Source organism: Bradyrhizobium sp. (assembly GCF_049581145.1).
Taxonomy (GTDB): Bacteria; Pseudomonadota; Alphaproteobacteria; order Rhizobiales; family Xanthobacteraceae; genus Bradyrhizobium.
Map to the genome: position 1 here is coordinate 1 of NZ_JBAURI010000254.1, position 20,833 is coordinate 20,833.

Sequence of the window (20,833 nt, forward strand, 5' to 3'; positions counted from 1 at the left end):
GATCAGCAGCCTGGTCTGCTCGCGCCAGTCGGCGAGCGCCGCGTCGGTGGCGATCGTCGCGACGATGACCATCGGAAAGCTTCGCATCGGGCGCGCCGAAGCGATCCGGTCCACGCCATCGACCGGACTCGTGACGTGGACCGTCGTGGGTCCCGACTTCCTGAGCGCCTGCTGGAAGGCAGGTCCAGCGGCGACGCTGCTGCCGCCGGCCGCTGCGACGCGGGGAAACCGCGCCAGCACTTCGCCGCCGCGATCGGCGATCAGGATGCTGGCGCCGTTGCCGAGTGTGAGCGTATCCAGAAATTTCGCGAATTGATGGGTTTCGATTCGTCGCGACATGACGCCGAGGAAGACACCATTCGCGTTCGTCAGCTTGCGGGCAAGCACCATGGCCGGCGCACCCGTGACAAGACTGTGAACCGACTCCGCGAGAGTCGTCGCCGACGTGGAATTGGCCTTGAATGATCGGAAGGAGGCGCGATCGCCGATGTTGAAATTCGGAAGCGGGCCAGTCTGGGAGGTGTTGACGACCTGCCCGTCGGAATCCCACAGGTAAATATCGGCGGGATCGAAGGATTCGCTCACCTCGCCATTCAGAAGGTCGTGGATGGCCGAAGCAGACATGCGCCGCTTGAATTCATCGGTTGACGATATCTCGGCGACGGCCAACCTGTTCGCCAGGCGCGCCTGCGCGTCGACCAGGTCCTCGAATTTCTGGTCGAAATGGCGCGCGAGCAGGAGGGTCGTATTCTCCAGGTCGCGCTGGCCGACCGTCATCGCGCGCTCGCGAAAGCTGTCGATCATGACCGCCGTGCCGATGCCGATGCCGGCGATCAGCAGCATGCCGCTCAGCAAGATCCAGATGATGCCGAGATTCGCATGCGCAGTCTTGACGAGCGCTGGATCGAACCGTCCGGCCGAGGCCGGCACGGATCCAGATCGTCTGTGCGCCATTTGAGAATTCAACACGGTTGGTCTCCCGCACCAGCATAGGACCGGATTAGCTGAAAAAAGCGTTAGGGACGGCGATTTTGCGCCGCACTCATTGTTCGGCCGTTGCGCCGACGTCGAGCGTCCAGCCGCGCCCCGCACAGCGTTGGCGGCGGATGTTGTCAGCAGGTGTTAAATGCCTCGTCCGCCGCCGGACAAAGAAGTCCCGTGGATCTACGGGCGGCGCGTCTAGTGAAGCCCTTGAAAGCCCTCTGCCGTGGCACTACACGCCCGTTTGCGGGGCGGCTCGACCGTAATGTTGCGGGAGTGCTGTTAACAATTGTCGGGCATGCCCTTAGCGAAAAGTTTCACTCTGTTGATTCAAATAGCCACACATTATGCTTTCCCTGAGTCGGTGGAGATGCGCCATGCGCGACGACCAGATAATTGACGCCCAAAGCGGCGTGAACCGTCGCGGGCTGCTGAAATCCGCCGCCGCGGCCGTCGCCACGGCAGCGTTTCCCATGCCCGCGATCGCGCTGGCAAAGCCATTCAGCGGCGTGACGCTGCGCGGAGCATCGTATCAACATCACTTCCTGACGATCCTGCAGGGTTACATCCCAGAATTCGAGCAGCAGACCGGTATCAAGGTCGACCTGCAGCTCTCGCCATTCCCGATCTACAACGAGATGGTCAGCCAGGAACTGGCCGCGGGTGGTTCGGCGTTCGATTTCATCAATGTCACCTTCTTCCTCGCCGCGCGCTGGGTCACCGCGGGCTATCTCACTGATCTGGACGAGTTCACCGCCGACGCAAATCTCACGCCGCCGGAGTGGAAGTCCGACGATTTCGTCGCCGGCGCCCAGCTGCCCTATCGCGATGCCAGGGGCGGCACGTTCGGTTTTGCCTGGGAAGGCGGCGCGATGGTGATGGGGCTGTCGCGGATGGATCTGATGGAGCAGAAAGGCCTCAAGATTCCCCGGACATTCGACGAGCTCACTGAGGTCTGCGCGGAGATCCACGGCACCGATGATGTGAATGGCTTCGTCAGCTGGCGGCTGCACCACTGGTGCCTGATTCCGTATCTGCAGGGATTTGGCGGCAACGTCTTTCGAAACCCGCCGTCGGATCTGACACCGACGCTCAATTCGCCCGAGGCAATCCGGGCCGCCGAGTATTATGCCAACCTGCTGAAGAACTACGCGCCGCGCGATGTGCTCACCTATAGCGAGGACCGGGCTCGTCTCTCCATGCTGATGGGGCACTCGAACACCTTCATCCATTCGAGTTCATGGGTAACGCCGATCCTCCTCTCCGACGAAAGCAGGGTGAGGGACACGTCGTGTGTGGTCCGGATGCCCGCCGGGCCGCTCAACGATCATCCGGCGTCGAACAGCCAGGGGCTCGGCATTCCCCGGAATGCGAAGAACAGGATCGCGGCCTGGGAATTCATCAAATGGGCGCTCAGTCCCGAAATGTGCATGCGAATCGTCAAGGAACATCACCACGCCACGGTGTGCCGCCGCTCGGTGATTCAGAGTGACGAGTATCGCAGCATCAATACCGTCAATGGCCAGGATCTCGGCGCGTTGTATCTCGATGTTCTCGAACTCCCGGCAAAGGGCGATAACTACATGGCCTACCGGACCGTCAAGGAGTTTCCGGTCGTGGGCGATGCCGTGAATGCCGCGATCGACCAGGTCGTGACCGGCAAGCGGTCGGCCCGCGACGCCATGAACGGCGCCCAGCAGCAGGCCATGGCCAACCTGCGGAGCGCCAGCGCCGAGCCCTGAGCGTTACTCGCTGGACTTGTCGATCGCGACCTGGGTGGTCGCCATCACCATGTTCTCGAAAGCGCGGGATCCGATGGCGTCACGAATCAGCTCGATGAACGACTTTCCGCCGGTCTTTCGCCTGATATTCGAGCGATGATCCTCGACCGTGCGCGGACTTATCCCATAAAGCCGGCTTAGTTGCTTGGTCGATTTCCCAAGCATGGTTTGTGCGAGAATTTCTCTCTCGCGGGCGGTCAGCGTGGCGTGTCCGGGAAAATTCAGCGAAATCGAGCCGAGCTTCGAGACCCGCTTCATCCGGTCGCGTGCGATCGCGGCCTCGATGCGCGGCGCCAGCTCATTGGCCCGGAAAGGCTTTTGAATGAAGTCCGTCGCGCCGTCCTTGATCGCCTGGACGGCGACATCGATCGTTCCATGACCGGAGATCATGAAGACCGGCGCAGGATAATGAGAATCGGTCAGCCGCTTCAGGATGTCGAGACCGGATTGTCCGGGCAGACAGATGTCGAGCATGATGCACAGCGGATAGCGCTCACCGGTCGCGGCCAGCAGGCTGTCGCCATCCACAAAGCAGGTCACGTCGTAACCCGCTTTTCCCAGCACGGTGGCAAGCAGCTGACGCATGGTGACGTCGTCCTCGACGATGAAGATTTCGCTGGTCGCCATGCAACATCACCCTGTCCGGTACCGACTCATCCATGTCTGCCGTCAGCATCGTTGCGAGCAATCCATCAGGCCGATCCGGCTTCCATCATCTCATCGGTATCGTCTCGCTGATCGTGCCGCGGGCCGTGAGACGCACCAGACATTCGCACTCCCTCCTAGCGGCCGGTTAAATTTGCTGGCCGTATTTCTACGGCACGCTGCGCTTCGGTGCGATGGAGCGCCTTCCCGCCGGATGCGCGGCGATCGTTGAATGCCGCAACAGGCAGCGTCACGTGTTCTTCTATTCGTTACGCTCTCAGCGGGTGCAATCCGTGGTTACACGGGCACGTAATTTCACAGCTGATTAAAGTCTGAGTGAATAAGGTTATGCCGAGTTGGCCGATACGTCTTCATGCGGGGAGCAGGGACCAGAGGCCTGTCCGACCGCCTACCTGGGATGACCAGCGCGCTGTGTCCGACACAGCGCACATCGTCCTTGAGAACGGATTCCAAGAACAGACGATTGAGACATACCCGGAAAGCGACATGACATCTGCATGCTCCGACAATGGGGCGCCGTCCGCCTCTTCGTCCCGCAACGCCCATTCGCTGCCACAGACGCTTGATCTCACGCAGGCGGCAGCTCTGCGCGGTGATCTGACCGGCCTGCTCGGCTCCGGCGTCGTTCTGCTGGATGCCGCCGCCGTCGAGCGGATGTCGACACCTTGCGTTCAAGTGCTGCTGGCGGCCGGGCTCGCGGCCGAAGCGGCCAGCCAGCCGATCCGGATCGTCAATGCGTCCGATGCATTCCGTACCGCCGTTGCGGATCTCGGACTTGAGTCGCACTTCATCAAATGGATGGCCTGAAATGACCAAGCGCATTCTTACCGTCGATGATTCGAAGACCATACGGGACATGGTCTCGTTCACGCTGAAGAAGGCCGGTTTCGACGTCGCCGAGGCCGAGGACGGCAAAGCCGCCCTGACCGTGCTCGGCGGCGGCAAATTCGACCTCATCATCACGGACCTCAACATGCCGAACATGGACGGCATTTCGCTGATCAAGAACGTGCGGTCCGCATCGCAGCACCGCGCCGTGCCGATCCTGATCCTGACCACTGAAAGCGACAATACAAAAAAGGCCGACGGCAAGGCCGCCGGAGCGACGGGCTGGCTGGTCAAGCCTTTCAGTCCCGAGAAACTCGTCGAGCTGGTGCAGCGGGTGTGTCCGTGAACCAGGAAAGCGAGGGCTATCCTCTTGCGCAGTTTCGCAAGACCTATTTCGAGGAGTGCGCCGAGCTGCTCGATGCGCTACAGACCAATCTCGATATGCTGTCGAACGGCGGCGGCGACGACGAGACGCTTCACGCCATCTTCCGCTCGGTTCATTCGATCAAGGGCGGCGCGGGCGCCTTCGGCTTCTCGGCGCTGGTGGCGTTCTCGCATGTGTTCGAAAGTCTGCTCGATGCCATCCGCGAACAGCAGGTCCAGACAACTCCCGACGTGACCCAATTGCTGCTGCGCGCCAGCGACGCGCTCGCGGATATCGTCAATGCGGCGCGTGCGGAACAGTCCCTGCCGGCGGGCTTTGCCGCCGACATCGAGGCAGCCATGCTGGAGCTGCTGAACGGCGCATCGGACAGCGTGGCGACGCCGGCTCCCGCCGTGAGCGATACGGGCCGCGCCGAGGTCAGCGGCGAGCGGCGATACCGCATCGTCTTTACGCCGCACACCGAGATGCTGCAGAAGGCCAACGAGCCGCTGTTGCTGGTCCGCCAGTTGCGCAGGCTGGGCGGCCTTGTGGTCGAGGCCGATGTCTCCCGGCTGCCGGCCCTCGAATCGCTCGATCCCGAAGCGGCCTATCTGAGCTGGACCTTCATTCTGGACACCGGCGCGCCGCAGAGCGCGGTTCACGAAGTCTTCGAATTCGTGGAAGACGATTGCGAGCTCAATATTAAAGTGGTGAGCGATGCGGCCGACGTCAGCAAGCCGGTCAGCCCTGTTGCGGGCCCGACGGTCGTGGCGGCGGCGGCACCGGTTGAAGCCGCCGCGACCATACCTGCCGCCACCCAATCGATCCGCGTGGACGTCGACAAGGTCGACCGGCTGGTGAATCTGGTCGGCGAGCTGGTGATCACCCAGGCCATGTTGACCGAGCAGGGCTCGCTGCTGCCCCTCGATCAGTATCCCGCCATGATCCAGGGCATCGAGGCGCTGGCGCAAAGCGCGCGCGAGCTGCAGGAAAGCGTCATGGCGATCCGCGCGCAGCCGGTCAAATCGGTGTTCGCGCGGATGCCGCGCGTCGTGCGCGACCTTGCCGCCACGCTCGGAAAAGAGGTTCGGATCGTCACGTCGGGCGAGATGACCGAGATCGACAAGACGGTGATCGAGCAGTTGAACGATCCGCTTACCCACATGATCCGCAACGCGCTGGATCACGGCATCGAAAGCCCGGATGACCGCGCCGCCGCCGGCAAGCCGCGTCAGGGAACGATCCAGTTGTCGGCCGCGCAACGCAGCGGACGCATCGTCATCGAGGTTTCCGACGACGGCCGCGGTCTCAACCGGGACAGGGTGCTGGCCAAGGCGCAGGAGCGCGGCCTGGTTGCGCCCGGTGCCGTTCTGACCGACGAGGAAATCGACAATCTGATCTTCCTGCCGGCCTTCTCCACCGCGGATGTGGTGTCGAACATTTCCGGGCGCGGGGTCGGGATGGACGTCGTCAAGCGCAACGTCCAGGCCCTCGGCGGCCGGATCACGGTTCAGTCGCGGTTCGGCCACGGGTCACGTTTCACGATGTCGCTCCCGCTCACGCTTGCGGTCGTGGACGGCATGGTGGTTTCGGTCGGGCAAGAGACCTTCATCGTTCCGCTGACCGCCATCATCGAAAGCCTGCGGCCGCGGCTTGCCGACATCCACCCCGTGGTCGGGCGTGGCGACGTGTTGGCGTTGCGGGGCGAATATCTGCCGTTGACCTATCTTCACAAATGCTTCGCGATCGACGGCGCGGTCACCGATCCCTGCCGCGGCATCGTGATCATCGTTCAGAGCGACAGTTCCGGGCCGATCGGGGTCGTCGTCGACGAGCTGCTCGGCCAGCAGCAGGTCGTCGTGAAGAGCCTCGAGTCGAACTACGACGCGGTCGACGGGGTCAGCGGTGCGACCATTCTCGGGAATGGACGGGTGGCACTGATCCTCGACGCCGGTCGCCTTCGCGAAATCGTCGAGCGGCCCGTCGGGCTGCCACGTGTCCCGTCACCAAGCATCAATCCCGAGTTCCTGGAGGATATGAACCATGCAGTCTGACAATCAGTCGATCAGCAGTCTCGGACAGGACAGTCTTGATCGGGCCGCGATTGGTGAGAATTCCGAGCAGTTCATCACTTTCACGCTCGGTGAGGAGGAGTACGGCATCGACATCATGGTCGTGCGCGAGATCAAGGGCTGGGCTGCCACGACGATGATCCCGAACGCACCCGCGCATGTCCGCGGCGTGATCAATCTTCGCGGCGTCATCGTCCCGATCTTCGACCTGCGCGCCAGGTTCGGGCTCGGACTGACGGTGCCGACCAGCATGCATGTCGTGATCATCCTGGCCGCCGGATCGAAGACGGTCGGTCTCCTGGTCGATACCGTGTCCGACATCATTTCGGTCAATCCGAAGGCCATTCGGCCGGTCCCGGACATGGGGATGCCGATGGAGGATCAGTTCCTGGAGGGGCTTGTCGCGATCGAAAACCGGATGGTGACGCTGGTGTCGATTGCGGGATTGTTCGGCAAGCCCGGCGAACTGACGAAGCGAAGTTTTGCAGGTGATGTCACGACGACAAAGGCGGCTTGAACCCTGCCACCTATTCCGGCGGATCAACGACAATTCAAATCGAGGATATTGAGATGACGCAAGACGACAACGAGACCGGTCACGAATTCGACGCCCAGGAGATGCAGCAGGCCGACGCGGCCAAGCCGAGGGCACCGAAGGCGAAGGCGAAACCTCGCGCCGGCGCACCGGCGTCGCCTTCCAACCCCAAGCAGCGCGACCTCGCCGACGCGATCAGCCGTTCACAGGCGGTGATCGAATTCGGGCCCGATGGTGTCATCCTCGACGCCAACGCGAATTGTCTGGCGATGCTCGGCTACGCTCTCGAAGAGATCAAAGGCCAGCATCACTCGATGATGATCGAGCCGGCGTCCCGGGAGAGCCCGGAATACCGCACGTTCTGGGCAAAACTGGCGCGTGGCGAGCAGGCGGCCGGCCAGTACAAGCTGATGGGCAAGGGCAACAAGGAAGTCTGGTTCCAAGCCTCTTACACGCCGGCGCTCGACGGCCACGGCAAGCCGGCGCGCATCATCGCGGTCGGCCTGGATGTGACGGCTTCAGCGCAGAAGGCCGCAGCCGACGAAGCCGAACTCAAGCTTCGCACCGACATCATGAATACGACCAGCATCGTGTCGTACGCGGACTTGAAGGGCACGATTCTTTCGGTCAACGACAAGTTCATCGAGGTGTCGAAATATCCGATGGATGAGCTCATCGGCAGGGGACACAACACGACCCGGCATCCCGACATGCCGAAGGAAGTCTTCAAGGAGATGTGGGCCACGATCGGCCGCGGCAAGGTGTTCCGGGGCGTGGTCAAGAACCGTGCCAAGGACGGCACACCGTATTACGTCGATGCCGTGATTGCGCCGATCATGGGCAACAATGGCAAGCCGAAAGGGTATCTCGGAGTCCGTTACGACATTACCGAGGCTGAGATCGAACGCCACAACATGCGTGGGCTGTTCGCGGCGATCAACGAAAACTATGCCTATATCGAGTTCGATACTTCGGGCAACGTCATTACGGCCAATCAGATCTTCCTCGGCCTGATGGGATACGGCCTCGCCGAGATCGCCGGCAAGCATCACCGCATGTTTGTCGAACCCTCCTACTCGGTAACTCCGAGCTATGCGCAGTTCTGGAGCGACCTGAATGCCGGCAAGGCATGCAGCGATGTCTTCAAACGCATCACCAAGGATGGCAAGGAGGTCTGGATCCAGGCCGTCTATTCTCCCATCAAGGACGAGGTCGGCCGCGTCGTCAAGATCGTCAAGATTGCGACCGACGTGACCGCCGCGCGGATCTCGGCCGCCGATTTCGAGGGGCAGATCGCGGCCATCGGCAAGGCGCAGGCCGTCATCGAATTCGGGCTTGATGGCAAGGTACTCACAGCCAACGACAATTTCTGCCAGACGCTCGGTTACACTCTCGCCGAAATCAAGGGGCAGCACCATTCGCTGTTCGTCGACCCCGTGTTTCGTTCGTCGGCGGAATACCGGATGTTCTGGGACAAGCTCGGACGCGGCGAATACGACTCCGGGCAGTACAAGCGCATCGCCAAGGGCGGCCGGGAGGTCTGGATTCAGGCGTCCTACAACCCGATCATGGATCTGAACGGCAAGCCGTTCAAGGTCGTGAAATATGCCACCGACATCACGGCGCAGGTGAAGGCATCCGAAATCCTGCAGGCCGCGGTCGCACAGACCAAGGAAATCGTCGGCGCCGCCAAGGAAAACGATCTGCGCGAGCGGATCCCGCTCGAGGGCAAGACCGGTGAGATCGCCGAGCTCTGCGAGGGCGTCAACGGCCTGCTCGACACCATGTCGTCGATGATCGGAGACATTGCCGAGACCTCGCAGACGTTGAGCACGGCGGCACGCGAAATCGCAACCGGCAACACCGACCTGTCGCAGCGGACCGAGGAGCAGGCCGCGAGCCTCGAGGAAACCGCAGCGAGCATGGAAGAGCTCACCGCGACGGTCCGGCAGAATGCCGAGAATGCGCAGCAGGCCAACAAGCTCGCCTCGTCGGCTTCCGACGTCGCGGTCAAGGGCGGCACGGTCGTTGCCGAGGTGGTCCAGACCATGGACGGCATCACCCAGGCCAGCCGCAAGATCGCCGACATCATCGGGGTGATCGACGAGATCGCCTTCCAGACCAACATCCTGGCGCTCAACGCCGCGGTCGAGGCCGCGCGTGCGGGTGATCAGGGTCGAGGCTTCGCCGTCGTCGCAGCCGAGGTGCGCAACCTGGCCCAGCGCAGCGCCAATGCGGCCAAGGAGATCAAGGGGCTGATCTCGGACTCGGTATCCAAGGTCGAATCCGGCTCGCGGCTGGTCGATACTGCCGGCAAGACCATGGAGGAGATCGTTCAGTCGGTGAAGCGCGTCACCGACATCATGGCGGAAATCTCGGCCGCGTCGCAAGAGCAGCGCGCCGGCATCGAGCAGGTCAACAACGCCGTGACCCAGATGGACAAGGTCACGCAGCAGAACGCCGCGCTGGTCGAAGAGGCGGCTGCCGCGGCCAAATCGATGGAGGAACAGACCGCCGCAATGTCCGACATGGTGAGCCAGTTCGAGCTGCCGCCGGAGTACGAACGGGGTCAGCCCGCGCCGGTCCGGAAGGGCGCGAAGCTGACCGGCAATCCGGTGGTCGACCGTTCGCTGCGATCCGCCAAGGAGCCGGTCTCCAGCGTGCGTTCGTCGCGCCCGCCGTCCGGCGGGACCGACCAAGCCAGGAGCGGAAAGGCCGAGGATCTGCCCGCGCCGAAGCGTCGGGCGGTCGGCGCAGACGACACGGACTGGAAACAGTTCTAACCGCAAGGTGTCACCGCCGATCCATCGACCGATGGATCGGCGGATCTGCCAGCAGAATGAGAGACCGCCGTGCACCAGGAATACGCGCTTCACGAGGGAGATTTTCGCAAGATCTGCCGGCTGGTCATGGATACCGCCGGCATCGTCCTCAGCGAGAAGAAGCGTGCCTTCGTCCAGGGCCGTCTTGGCCGCCGGCTGCGCATCCTCGGACTGTCTGATTTCGCTGCCTATTGCCGGCTTCTGGAAAGCCCGGCGGGAGACGACGAGAGAAACAACCTGATCAATGCGGTGACCACCAATCACACCAGCTTCTTCCGGGAGCCGCATCATTTCCATTATCTGGCGCAGACCATCCTTCCCAGGATCGCAGCACAGGACAGAGCCGATCGATTCCGCATCTGGTCGGCCGGCTGCTCCACCGGCGAGGAGCCCTATACCATCGCAATGACGCTGCGCGAACATCAGTCGCTCCTGCGCGGCGTGGACGTGAAGATCCTCGCCACCGATCTCGATACCAATGTCGTCGCGCATGCGGCCGCTGGCATCTATGACGCCGAGCGCCTCGAGACCATCCCGAAGTCGCTGCGGCTGAAGTATTTCAATGCTCTGGATGACGGCAGCGCGGAGGCCGGCGACGAGCTGTCGTCGCTGATCAGCTTCGCGCCGCTCAATCTGCTGCAGACCTGGCCGATGAAGGGCCCCTTCGACGTCATCTTCTGCAGAAACGTCGTGATCTATTTCGACAAGCCGACGCAGCGTCGCCTGTTCGACCGCTATGCCGAACTGCTGAAGTCCGACGGGTGTCTGTTCATTGGCCACTCCGAAAGCCTCATGAACGTGACCGATCGCTTCGAGCTGGTCGGCCGCACGATCTATCGGAGGATCAAATGAGCCCCTCCCGGGCCCACAAGGCCAGGATCGTCCACCACACGACCGAGACGCGGCGCTATCGCGATCCGCGTTTCGACGCGATGGCCATCAAGGTGTTTCCGGGCGAGCATTACGTCACGGGCGAAGCCGACGAGATGCTGGTGACGATTCTCGGCTCCTGCGTCACGGCCTGCATTCGCGACCCGCTGCTCGGGATCGGAGGCATGAACCATTTCATGTTGCCGGAAGCGATGGGCGGCGGCTGGGACACGGCGTCGGCGAGCATGCGCTATGGCAACGTCGCGATGGAGCGGCTGATCAATGACATCCTCGCAAGAGGCGGAGCGCGTCAGCGGCTTGAGATCAAGGTGTTCGGCGGCGGCAACGTCATGGGCGGAACGGCCAATATCGGGCACCGCAACGCCGAATTCGTCGAGGGCTATCTCGCCGCGGAAAATCTCGCGATCGCGGCCAGCCATCTGCGCGGCCACCTGCCGCGCCGTGTCCACTACTTCCCGGTTTCCGGCAAGGTGATGCTGCTGGAGTTGCAGCGGACCGAGCAGGAGAGCGTCGTTCGTATCGAGACGTCCTACAAATCAAAGATCCAGAGCGAGCCGGTCAGCGGCTCCATCGAACTGTTTTGAGGCCGGCCATGCCCGCGATTCGTGTCCTCATCGTCGACGACTCAGCCTTCGTGCGTCAGGTCCTGACCGAGATGCTGTCGACCGATCCGGCGATCATGGTGGTCGGCGCCGCGCCCAATCCGGTCATCGCGCGCGAAATGATCAAGACGCTGGACCCCGACGTCCTGACGCTGGATATCGAAATGCCCCGCATGGACGGGCTTTCGTTCCTGGAAAAGATCATGGCGTTGCGGCCGATGCCGGTCGTCATGGTGTCCTCGCTGACCCAGAAGGGGGCCGAGACCGCGGTGCGCGCGCTGGCCATGGGCGCAGTCGATTTCGTCGCCAAGCCGCTGGTCGGGTTGGCCGATGGCTTTGCCGCCTTGCGCGAGGAAATCATCGCAAAGGTCAAGTCGGCGGCTGCCGCGCGGGTGCGACCGCTGTCCGGCAACATTGCCCAGGTCGAACGGATCCAGCCAGGCGCAGGCTACAGTTCCTCGGAAAAGATCATCGCGATCGGCGCCTCGACCGGAGGCGTGGAAGCCTTGCAGTCCCTGCTGACGGCGTTTCCATCGGACTCGCCTGCGATCCTGGTCACCCAGCATATGCCTGCGATGTTCACCGCCTCGTTCGCGAGCCGGCTCGATCAATGCTGTACCGTGACTGTTTCGCAGGCGCAGGATGGCGAACGCGTGCTGCCGGGACATGCCTATATCGCCCCGGGCGGACTGCATCTGGAGCTGGCACGCAACGGAGCCAATTATGTCTGCCGTCTGCACGACCAACCGCTGGTGTCGGGTCATCGTCCCTCGGTCGACGTGCTGTTCCGCTCGGTGGCGCACGCGGCCGGCGCCAATGCCGTCGGCATCATCCTGACCGGAATGGGTGCCGATGGCGCGGCCGGCCTTCTGGAAATGCGCCGCGCCAACGCGTCCACGATCGGCCAGGACGAGGCCAGCTGCGTCGTCTACGGCATGCCGAAGGTGGCGCATGATTGCGGCGCGACGGAAATCGAGCTGCCGCTGCACAAGATACCCGCGGAGATTCTGCATCATTGCCGGGCCCTGAGCGGGCGCGGCGTCAGGGTGTGATGATGTTCGGGCAGTTGCGGCAGCAACGGAAGGTGACGCCGGCTTCGGCTGCGGTGGCGGAAGCGCCGCAGCTGCACGTTGTCGCGTCCACCGCGCCGGATCAATCCGCATTGCTGCAACGCTGGATGTCGCTGGCCGACATGCAGCAGCGCATCATTCACACGCTGGTGTCGGAGATCAAGCATACGTCGGCCTTCGTGGAGACCGAGGCCGACGCGCTGAGCGGCCGCTTTCAGCGCCTGGCCATCGGCGCCGGGCAGCAGACCGCGCGGGTCGACAGCCTGACCAATCTCGCGATCGGCATCGAGGTAGAGGGAAAGACCGTTCCGATCGACGAGGTCGCGAAATTGCTGGATGCGACCCTGAGCGACGTGGTCCAGAAGATATTACTTCTGTCGAAAGACTCGATGTCGATGGTTTACGCGCTGGATGCGCTCAACGCGAATGTCGGGCGCGTCGACAAGTGCATGGAACAGCTGTCCGCGATCACCAGCACGACGAACATGCTGGCGCTGAATGCGCGCATCGAGGCTGAGCGCGCGGGTGCTGCGGGAGCCGCCTTCCGCGTCGTTGCCAACGAGGTCCGGGAGCTGTCGCGTGCGACCCAGTCACTTGCCGTCTCGATGCAGGTCGAGCTCAAGGCGGTGGCCGACGGCATTACCAGCGGCCACGAGACCCTGAAGCGGGTCGCGACCATCGACATGTCGGAAAACATCATGGCCAAGCAGCGCCTCGAGGTGCTGCTCGGTGCGCTGATGCGCCGCAGCGAAAGCCTGACCAGCATCGTTGCCGATGCGGTGAAGGAAGCCGGAGTGATTTCGGCCGACGTGGACGCCATGGTCACCGGCATCCAGTTCCAGGACCGGACACGGCAGCGGCTCGAACATGTCGTCGACACGCTGCATGTGATCGATCAGGCTCTGGATGACATCAAATCGTCCACCATCGCAAGCGTTCCGGGTCTCGCGGCAAACGCGGCTCCCGACGTCGAATGGGTGAAGAAGCTGCTCGACCGCTTCACTTTGAGTGAAATGCGCGCCCGCTTTGTCGAGCAACTGATCGAAGGCAAACAGCCCGTTGAAACCCAAGCTGTGCCGTCTGGGATGGATGCGCCATCGTCCAGCGGCTCGATTGAACTATTTTAGGGGAGAAGCAACATGGACGTCAAATTCGAAGGTGGCCCAGGCCAGGTCGCGCTGAGCGGCGAATTCACATTCAGCGATCACGTCTCGTTCAAGGAATTGGTCAGCCGGCTGCTCGAGGCCAAGCAGTCCCAGATCGTCATCGACCTCTCGAAGCTCGAATTCATCGACTCCGCCGGTCTCGGCATGCTGCTCTTGGTGAGAGAAGAAGCCAGCAAGGCCAATGGCAAAGTGGTGCTTCGCGGGCCTCACGGACAGGTCAAACGCATGTTTGACGTAACCAAGTTCAATACACTGTTCTCGGTCGAATAATCACTGCCATGAGCGCGATCACGCATGAAGGCGAACACGCCGTGACGTCACCGTGCACGTACTGGGACGGCCTCTCCGGGGAATCCCTGAAGGCAGTGCTGGCCGTGCCGGCCAATCAGTGCATCGAGAAGGAACTGGCGGATTGCTGCAAGGCGGAGGAGTTCGGTTACTGGACCACCAGCCGTCTCAGCCTGACGCTGACCACCCGGACTGCATACCGGCTGCCGGTCGTCAGGGTGTTCGTGGGGGCGCTGGCTGGTCGCATGTCGCTGAACGAGGAATTGCAGGAGCGGATTCACACGGCCGTGCAGGAAGCGTTGATGAACGCCGTCCTGCACGGCAACCTCAAGATCGTCGCCAGCCGGCGCCACGATCTGGCCGGGCTGCTGGCGCTTCACGAGTCGATCGACTCGCTGCTTGCGGACGACGAAGTCGCGCGCCGTGTTGTCGATATCAGAGCTGTCTGGAGCGGGACGCGGCTGCATGTCGTGGTCCGGGACAGCGGCGATGGATTTGAACTCAGTGAACTCCCTTCGTCAGTGGCGCGGGATGTCGATGACGCCATTGCCTCCGGCCGCGGCCTGAGGATCCTTGGCGCAATGTGCGACCGCTTCACTCTGCTGCGCGGCGGGCAGGCCGTGAAGATGAGTTTCGAGCTGTGAACGGGGTTCTCACCACTTCCGACCTCGGTATCGCGGGCAGCGCAAGCGCCGGCGAGCGCGGGATCTACGATGCCAGGATCCTGATCGCCGACGACGAACCGATGTGTTGCCGTCTGCTGGCCGGGATCCTGCGGCAGCAGAACTTCGCCAATCTTCGCTTCGCCTACGGCGGGGGTGAGGCGCTGCAACTGATCAAAAGCTTCAAGCCGGACCTGGTTCTGCTGGACATGCAGATGCCGGACCTCGACGGCATGGAGGTCTGCAGGCAGGTCCGCATGCTTCCCGATTTCGCCGACGTGCCCATACTGGTCCAGACGGCGACCGTCGATCGCAAGCAGATGGGCAAGTTGTTCGCGGCCGGCGCCTCCGATTTCCTGTCAAAGCCGATCAATCCATCCGAGCTCGTGGCGCGGGTCACCGTCCATCTTGAACGGCGCAAGATGCTGGGCGAGCTGCGCGAATACCGCAGGCGAACCTCGCACGAGCTCGATGCCGCGCGGCGGATGCAGTTCGAATTGCTGCCGTCGGCGACCGACCAGCAGGCCCTGGCGGAATCCGCCGGACTGCGAATTGGGTCGTACTATCGGTCATCCTCCGAGATCGGCGGAGACATTTGGGGGCTGCTGCCGATCGACGCATCGTCCTTCGGGATTTTTCTCGCGGACTTTACCGGGCATGGCGTCACCGCCGCGCTCAACACGTTCCGTCTCCACGCCCTCATCCACAACTACCGGAGCTTGCGCAATGATCCCGTGGGCCTCGTGTCGATGCTCAACGACCGGCTGGCGCGGCTCTTGCCAATCGGTCAATTCGCGACGTTTCTCTACCTGATCGTCAATCATGCGGAGTCATCGCTTCAGTACGTCTCCGCCGGAGCGCCGGCATTCATGATCAAGCAGGGTTTGCTGGAACCCTGCCATCTCACCGAGGCTGTGGGCGTGCCGCTGGGTATCAGTCGCGGCGAGACGTTCGAACTGCATCACAGCCCGTTTTCCGCGGACTCGATGCTGGTGCTGTTCTCGGACGGACTTGCGGAATTTCCCGACTCCAACGGCGGGCGAATCGGCGAGGAGGGGATCAAAGCCGTGACGGACCGATGCGATCCGGGCCTGACGCCGCATCAGGTGATCGACGAACTCTGTCGATCTGCCGGCATGACCGAGCATGGAGTTCTGCCGGATGACACCACGATCGTCTGCCTCGATCGTCGGGTCGGTCCGCGTCTGCCGACAGGCCGCGATTGCACGTCCGTTCAGCCCCCCGCGCCGCCCACGGCTCCGGAATGTGTTCTTCTCAACCGCGAGGCGCAGGCATGCTAGAGCAACTGGCCCAGGAACCGCTGTTCGACGAATCCCAGATCGCGCTGCTGCGCGACGCGCTCGGAGAGGACGAACTGCGCGAGATGTTCGCGGATCTGCCGGAAGCGGCGCAGCGGTCGCTCGAGGCAATTCAGGCGGCGCTCGAAGCGAACGATCTGGAGCAAGCCAAGCGAGCGGCGCATGTTCTCAAGGGCGTCGCCAGCAGCTTCGGCGCTGCGAGACTGGCCTTGATCGCGCGCGAGATCGAACTGGAACTGCCGACGGTTGCTTCGATCGCGCAGTCCGTGCCGGTGCTGATGGCGGCGCTCAATGACACCAGCGCATCTTTGCCGGGCGGATCGGAAGGCAGTACCGGAGGCGCTCGGTGAGCGACGCATTTGGTCAGGCGGTCGATGAGCCCAATGAAGCGTCCCGGGTTCATGCCCGGGAGTCAGGGCTTTCGTCCTATCTGCCAATGTTCGCCGCCGCGACGTTGATGCTGCTGATGGTCGCCGCCGCCGGTGCGACGATCTGGAATCTGCATGACCGGGTCGAGCAGGATACCAAGGCGAACCTCGCCAGATTGGCGCTGGTGATATCGGACCAGACCTCACGCTCGTTCCAGTCCGTCGACCTGGTGCTTCGTGAAGTCGTCGATCGATTCGCGTCTGAGGACCTCGATGGCGATGCCATGCAGGCCGCCATGATCGGCAGGCAGATGCACGATTATCTCGCCAAGAGGGTCGGCGGCATCGAGCAGATCGACAATCTGCTATTGATCGGCGCCGCAGGTGATGCCCTCAATATCTCCAAGTCATGGCCGTTTCCGGCGATGTCGCTGACGTCCCGCGAGCAGTTCCGCCAGTGCCGCGACAATGCCAATGCGGAGCTGTTCGTCAGCGAGCCGGTGCGGAACAAGCTCGACGGCGCCTGGACGATCTACCTGGCGCGTTGCCTCGAGGATCGTCACGGCCATTTTGCCGGCGTGGTGGACGCGGCGGTTCGCCTGAAGCACTTTGAGGACTTCTACCGGTCGGTCGCGCTGGGCGAGGGCGGATCGATCTCGCTGATCCGGCGCGACGGCATCCGGCTGGTGCGTTATCCCCAGGACGAAAAGCTGATCGGCGAGCCTGTGAGCAGCGGTTGGTCGTCCGCGAATTCGGCCGGCGGAGAACCCGATCGTGCCGCGGTTTGGGGCCGCGGCGTGAACGGCACGACGCGGTACATCGCGTTCAATCGGGTCCCCGGTTTTCCGCTCCTGGTATCGACCGCGCTGACCAGGGATGCGGTTCTTGGATCCTGGCGGCGCGCTGCCATGGTCCTGGCAATGGGCGCGTCAGGCGCGGTCACCGGCATTCTACTGCTGCTGTTTGCCCTGGCGCGCAGGATTCGCCGGATGCGACATTCCGAGTCGCTGCTTGCCCGCAAGAACGCGGAACTGGCGCGCAGCCGAGGTCTGCTGCTCGATGCCGAGCGCATCGGAAGGCTCGGGTACTGGGAATCGAAAGGCGACCAGGTGATCTGGTCTCCGCAATTGTTCGAGATTGCCGGCGTGCCGCCGTCGGAAACCGCTTCGGTCGAGCTGTTCATGTCACTGATCCATCCGGACGACGTGGCGGACTATGTGAGGACCCGCAATCGTGCGCGCGCCGAGCAAACGCAGCTCATCCACGAACATCGCTGGGTCCGGCCCGATGGCTCGGTGCGATGGATAAGACTCGAGGCCGACCCCCGTCTCGACGATGACGGCCGGTTGGTCGGCTTTTTCGGCATCGCGCAGGATATCACCGAGCGGAAGGAAGCCGAGATCGAAGCCGAGGAAACCCAAAATCGTCTCTTGGACGCGATCGAATCGATGCCGCAGGGTTTCGTGCTCTATGACCGCGACGACAGGTTTGTGCTTGCGAACACGCATTTTCGCGAAATGTTCCCGGAAATGGATCGGTTGATGAAGCCGGGAATGCCGTACGATGACGTGATCCGTTGCGCCTATAGCGTGGGATTGCTCGAGCTCGACGATCTCACGCTTGACGACTGGATCAAGAGAAATCGCGTCTGGCGCTACGCGGGCAGCAAGCCGAGGGAATGCCTCTATGCGGACGGCCGCTGGATCCAGTTCATCGACCACAAGACCTCGGATGGTGGGACGGCCAGCCTGCGGACCGATATCACGAAATTCAAGAAGGTCGAGGCGGCCCTCGAGCAGAGATTGGCCGATCTCGAGAAGGTCAGAAACGATCTCGAACTGCAGAAACAGGAACTGGTGGCGACGACCGACAAGCTGATCGTCGCGCGCGATACGGCAGAGGCCGCGAGCCGGGCAAAGTCCGACTTCCTGGCGATCATGAGCCATGAGGTCCGCACGCCGATGACCGGCATGGTCGGCATGATCGATCTGCTTGCCGACACCGAGCTCAGCGAGCAGCAGCAGCGCTATACCGCGATGGCGAAGGAGTCGGCCGACGGCCTCTTGAGCGTGATCAACGACATCCTCGACTTCTCGAAACTCGAGGCCGGCCGGCTCTTGCCGGAGGCGATCGACTTCGACATCGCGCATCTGGTCAGGGGCGTCGAAACCGTGATGAGGAAGAAGATCGAGGACAAGGGCCTTGCGTTCGAGGTGGTCTCGGCGCCGGACCTTCCGCAATGGCTCAATGGCGATCCGAGCAGGATCCGCCAGATTCTTCTCAATCTCGTCAACAACGCCGTGAAGTTCACCGAGCACGGCTCGGTGCGGATCGACGTGTCCCATCGCGCCCTGTCCGACGGACGCAAGCAGCTCAGCATCGCGGTCCTGGACAGCGGCGTCGGCATTGCGCCCGATGTTCAGCAGCAGCTGTTCAAACCGTTCATGCAGGCCGACACCTCGATCTCGCGTAAATATGGCGGCAGCGGTCTCGGTCTGGCGATCTGCAAACAGCTCTGCGCCATGATGGGCGGCTCGATCGAGATCGACAGCGAAATCGGCCGCGGCAGCACGTTCCGGTTTTCCGTGACATGCAGCGCGGGTTTGCCGCGCATCGGCGAGGAGCAGGTGCCGCTGGCGCCGAGCTTCAACAGCCTGAAGATCCTGGTGGCGGAAGACAGTCCGATCATCGCCAGCCTGATCAAGGGGCTGCTCAGGAGGCAGGGGTTCGAGCCGGTCATGGTCGTCAACGGCAGGGAAGCCGTTCTGGCCGTGCAGCGCGCGGCCTACGATCTGGTGCTGATGGACGTACAGATGCCGGAAATGGACGGCATTTCAGCGACAAAGGCGATCCGAAAGCTGGCGGGCCCGGAGCGGACGGTGCCGATCATCGCGCTCACCGCCAACGCCATGGTCGGACAGCGCGAGACCTATCTGGCCGCCGGGATGAACGACTATGTGACGAAGCCTATTCAGCCGTCGCTGCTGTTCACCGCGATCAAGCGATGGGCCGAAGTCGCCACTGCGGCTGCGGCGCAGCGGGCGACGCTGGCGGAGCCGAGAGCGGCGGGCTGACTGCCGGGCGCAGCCGCGCGCTGTCATTTACCTTCAGGATCTGCGGGCGCCTTTGGCTGAAGCTGATGAGACGAGGCAAAGCGAACCGCTGGGCCGGACCGGTTCAACCAAAGACCATCATGCTCTAGCTGATCCCGATGTCGAGATGGGCGGTGTCGTTCATGCGGCGCAGTTGAAACGAGCCCCCGGTGGATTCGATTTCATCGATGCAGCATGGGTCCTGGGCGAACCGCCAATAGGCCGACAGCGGCATGTCCAGAATTTGAGTCAGCATGACCCTGTTGACGCTGTCATGTCCCACCAGAACGAGCGTGTCCGCCGGGCTCCGGGACACGACGAGGCGAAGCACGTTCGCGCTGCGGGCCGCGACATCCTGGAGCGCTTCTCCTTGCGGAAATCGAACCAGATGGGGCGTGGCCAACCAGGCGTCGAAAAGCTCAGGGTCGGTCGAGCGCGCATCGTCATAAGTCAGCGATTGCCATGCACCGTAGTCGAGATCGGAGAGCTCCGTGAGCGGCTCGGACGGCATGCCGCAGGCGCTCGCGATCGCGGCAGCCGTTGCGACGCATCTTTGCAGCGGACTGCTATAAATCGAGTTCGGAGCCCATTGCGCCGCGATCCGCCGCGCCAGCAACTCGGCTTGCCGTTGTCCCGTTTCCGTCAGCGCGAGATCGGCGCGCCCCCTGAAGCGCGCGGGGTTTATGCCTGCAACGTGACCATGGCGAACCAGCAGGATGATCGTCATTGGGCGGAAACCTCATGTCTCCTGATACGTCGCTCGAAACGCGTGGACACCCAGTTCAGCGATCGGCATACGCAATCTTGCGTATTGGTGCGGGTGGAACGAGGGCGTATTTTTGGCCATACCGGTGCCGGTACGGCCAGCTGACGGGTGGATATTGCTCCCTGGCTGGACATCGTCTAGTATTTTCAGATCCAAGGGGATGGAGTTCCCCAGAACCGCCTGATGAGGGCTGATGACTCCTGCCGCGTCGAGAATGCGGGGGGGTAAGCCATGGCGATGTGCCGCTCAGGCCACCTTTTCCGCCTCAACGCGAAGTCAAGTGATTCGGTCGTACGCCAATCGACGACGGTGTGCGGCCGCTGGCCGGCCGTGTTTATTGCGGGGTGCCTCATGGCGGGGGCGGAAAAGAAGGACAATGCGACAATGCATCTTGCGAGGTTGAAAATGACCGCTCAAGCATTCCCCCAACGGGCGAAGGATGGCTCCCATGAACCCGGACGGGATGCGCATCGGACGTTTCGGCACCCGGTTTGAGCGGCAGACAGATATCAAAACAGGTCGAGGCACGCAGTGGATACAATCGACGGAGTGATCTGGGT

19 protein-coding genes and 1 riboswitch are annotated in these 20,833 nt (G+C 62.6%); of the genes, 16 read left to right on the forward strand and 3 right to left on the reverse strand.

Going from position 1 to position 20,833, the window contains the following annotated elements:
• Positions 1-930: cache domain-containing protein (locus tag WCB02_RS08605; protein ID WP_423957513.1), on the reverse strand; the 930-nt coding region annotated here is incomplete at its 3' end.
• 428 nt (positions 931-1,358) lie between these two features.
• Here WCB02_RS08605 and WCB02_RS08610 point away from each other — a divergent pair.
• Positions 1,359-2,723 carry an ABC transporter substrate-binding protein gene (locus WCB02_RS08610; RefSeq protein WP_423957514.1) on the forward strand — a complete coding sequence of 455 codons (1,365 nt, stop codon included), beginning with the start codon at positions 1,359-1,361 and terminating at the stop codon, positions 2,721-2,723.
• 3 nt (positions 2,724-2,726) lie between these two features.
• Here the strand turns inward: WCB02_RS08610 and WCB02_RS08615 are convergent, their stop codons facing one another.
• Positions 2,727-3,389, reverse strand: coding sequence for a response regulator transcription factor (locus WCB02_RS08615; protein ID WP_423957516.1), 663 nt, complete (start codon positions 3,387-3,389; stop codon positions 2,727-2,729).
• 525 nt (positions 3,390-3,914) lie between these two features.
• Between WCB02_RS08615 and WCB02_RS08620 the strand changes: the two genes are divergently transcribed.
• From WCB02_RS08620 to WCB02_RS08685, 14 genes are all read left to right on the forward strand, one after another.
• Positions 3,915-4,235 (forward strand): STAS domain-containing protein, encoded by a 321-nt coding sequence (locus WCB02_RS08620; protein ID WP_423957517.1) that lies wholly within the window; start codon positions 3,915-3,917, stop codon positions 4,233-4,235.
• Position 4,236: 1 nt separating this feature from the next.
• Positions 4,237-4,602 carry a response regulator gene (locus WCB02_RS08625; RefSeq protein WP_423957518.1) on the forward strand — a complete coding sequence of 122 codons (366 nt, stop codon included), beginning with the start codon at positions 4,237-4,239 and terminating at the stop codon, positions 4,600-4,602.
• Entirely contained in the window at positions 4,593-6,674 is a 2,082-nt protein-coding gene (locus WCB02_RS08630) for a chemotaxis protein CheA (RefSeq protein ID WP_423957519.1), read from the forward strand. The genes WCB02_RS08625 and WCB02_RS08630 overlap by 10 nt, the downstream gene beginning before the upstream one ends.
• A complete protein-coding gene (locus tag WCB02_RS08635; RefSeq protein ID WP_423957520.1) occupies positions 6,664-7,209 on the forward strand; it encodes a chemotaxis protein CheW in 546 nt (181 codons plus the stop codon). The genes WCB02_RS08630 and WCB02_RS08635 overlap by 11 nt, the downstream gene beginning before the upstream one ends.
• A 53-nt stretch (positions 7,210-7,262) precedes the next feature.
• Positions 7,263-10,010, forward strand: a complete 2,748-nt coding sequence (locus tag WCB02_RS08640) for a methyl-accepting chemotaxis protein (protein ID WP_423957521.1) — start codon at positions 7,263-7,265, stop codon at positions 10,008-10,010.
• Between the two features lie 69 nt (positions 10,011-10,079).
• Positions 10,080-10,901 carry a CheR family methyltransferase gene (locus WCB02_RS08645; protein WP_423957523.1) on the forward strand — a complete coding sequence of 274 codons (822 nt, stop codon included), beginning with the start codon at positions 10,080-10,082 and terminating at the stop codon, positions 10,899-10,901.
• Positions 10,898-11,524, forward strand: coding sequence for a chemoreceptor glutamine deamidase CheD (cheD, locus tag WCB02_RS08650; RefSeq protein ID WP_423957524.1), 627 nt, complete (start codon positions 10,898-10,900; stop codon positions 11,522-11,524). Before WCB02_RS08645 ends, cheD begins: the two co-directional genes overlap by 4 nt.
• Positions 11,525-11,532: 8 nt before the next feature.
• Positions 11,533-12,594 (forward strand): protein-glutamate methylesterase/protein-glutamine glutaminase, encoded by a 1,062-nt coding sequence (locus tag WCB02_RS08655; protein WP_423957526.1) that lies wholly within the window; start codon positions 11,533-11,535, stop codon positions 12,592-12,594.
• A 2-nt stretch (positions 12,595-12,596) separates the two neighbouring features.
• Entirely contained in the window at positions 12,597-13,739 is a 1,143-nt protein-coding gene (locus WCB02_RS08660) for a methyl-accepting chemotaxis protein (protein ID WP_423957527.1), read from the forward strand.
• A gap of 12 nt (positions 13,740-13,751) precedes the next feature.
• Positions 13,752-14,048, forward strand: a complete 297-nt coding sequence (locus WCB02_RS08665; RefSeq protein WP_423957528.1) for an STAS domain-containing protein — start codon at positions 13,752-13,754, stop codon at positions 14,046-14,048.
• An 8-nt stretch (positions 14,049-14,056) separates the two neighbouring features.
• Entirely contained in the window at positions 14,057-14,710 is a 654-nt protein-coding gene (locus WCB02_RS08670) for an ATP-binding protein (RefSeq protein WP_423957529.1), read from the forward strand.
• On the forward strand, positions 14,707-16,029 hold the full coding sequence (locus WCB02_RS08675; RefSeq protein WP_423957530.1) for a PP2C family protein-serine/threonine phosphatase: 1,323 nt from the start codon (positions 14,707-14,709) through the stop codon (positions 16,027-16,029). Before WCB02_RS08670 ends, WCB02_RS08675 begins: the two co-directional genes overlap by 4 nt.
• Positions 16,023-16,397 carry an Hpt domain-containing protein gene (locus tag WCB02_RS08680; RefSeq protein WP_423957531.1) on the forward strand — a complete coding sequence of 125 codons (375 nt, stop codon included), beginning with the start codon at positions 16,023-16,025 and terminating at the stop codon, positions 16,395-16,397. The genes WCB02_RS08675 and WCB02_RS08680 overlap by 7 nt, the downstream gene beginning before the upstream one ends.
• Complete coding sequence (locus WCB02_RS08685; RefSeq protein WP_423957533.1) at positions 16,394-19,489, forward strand: ATP-binding protein; 3,096 nt, start codon at positions 16,394-16,396, stop codon at positions 19,487-19,489. Before WCB02_RS08680 ends, WCB02_RS08685 begins: the two co-directional genes overlap by 4 nt.
• A gap of 124 nt (positions 19,490-19,613) precedes the next feature.
• Here the strand turns inward: WCB02_RS08685 and WCB02_RS08690 are convergent, their stop codons facing one another.
• Positions 19,614-20,192, reverse strand: coding sequence for a histidine phosphatase family protein (locus tag WCB02_RS08690; protein WP_423957535.1), 579 nt, complete (start codon positions 20,190-20,192; stop codon positions 19,614-19,616).
• Between WCB02_RS08690 and WCB02_RS08695 the strand changes: the two genes are divergently transcribed.
• Positions 20,097-20,378 (forward strand): hypothetical protein, encoded by a 282-nt coding sequence (locus tag WCB02_RS08695; protein ID WP_423957537.1) that lies wholly within the window; start codon positions 20,097-20,099, stop codon positions 20,376-20,378. The genes WCB02_RS08690 and WCB02_RS08695 overlap by 96 nt on opposite strands.
• A gap of 42 nt (positions 20,379-20,420) precedes the next feature.
• Positions 20,421-20,483: riboswitch (Fluoride riboswitch) on the forward strand.
• The last annotated feature ends 350 nt before the right edge of the window (positions 20,484-20,833 follow it).

Coding starts and splice junctions, on each gene's coding strand:
- WCB02_RS08680 (WP_423957531.1), top strand. CDS start 16,023: ATGCTAGAGCAACTGGCCCAGGAACCGCTGTTCGACGAATCCCAGATC.
- cheD (WP_423957524.1), top strand. CDS start 10,898: ATGAGCCCCTCCCGGGCCCACAAGGCCAGGATCGTCCACCACACGACC.
- WCB02_RS08670 (WP_423957529.1), top strand. CDS start 14,057: ATGAGCGCGATCACGCATGAAGGCGAACACGCCGTGACGTCACCGTGC.
- WCB02_RS08640 (WP_423957521.1), top strand. CDS start 7,263: ATGACGCAAGACGACAACGAGACCGGTCACGAATTCGACGCCCAGGAG.
- WCB02_RS08655 (WP_423957526.1), top strand. CDS start 11,533: ATGCCCGCGATTCGTGTCCTCATCGTCGACGACTCAGCCTTCGTGCGT.
- WCB02_RS08660 (WP_423957527.1), top strand. CDS start 12,597: ATGTTCGGGCAGTTGCGGCAGCAACGGAAGGTGACGCCGGCTTCGGCT.
- WCB02_RS08625 (WP_423957518.1), top strand. CDS start 4,237: ATGACCAAGCGCATTCTTACCGTCGATGATTCGAAGACCATACGGGAC.
- WCB02_RS08635 (WP_423957520.1), top strand. CDS start 6,664: ATGCAGTCTGACAATCAGTCGATCAGCAGTCTCGGACAGGACAGTCTT.
- WCB02_RS08620 (WP_423957517.1), top strand. CDS start 3,915: ATGACATCTGCATGCTCCGACAATGGGGCGCCGTCCGCCTCTTCGTCC.
- WCB02_RS08665 (WP_423957528.1), top strand. CDS start 13,752: ATGGACGTCAAATTCGAAGGTGGCCCAGGCCAGGTCGCGCTGAGCGGC.
- WCB02_RS08615 (WP_423957516.1), bottom strand. CDS start 3,389: ATGGCGACCAGCGAAATCTTCATCGTCGAGGACGACGTCACCATGCGT.
- WCB02_RS08610 (WP_423957514.1), top strand. CDS start 1,359: ATGCGCGACGACCAGATAATTGACGCCCAAAGCGGCGTGAACCGTCGC.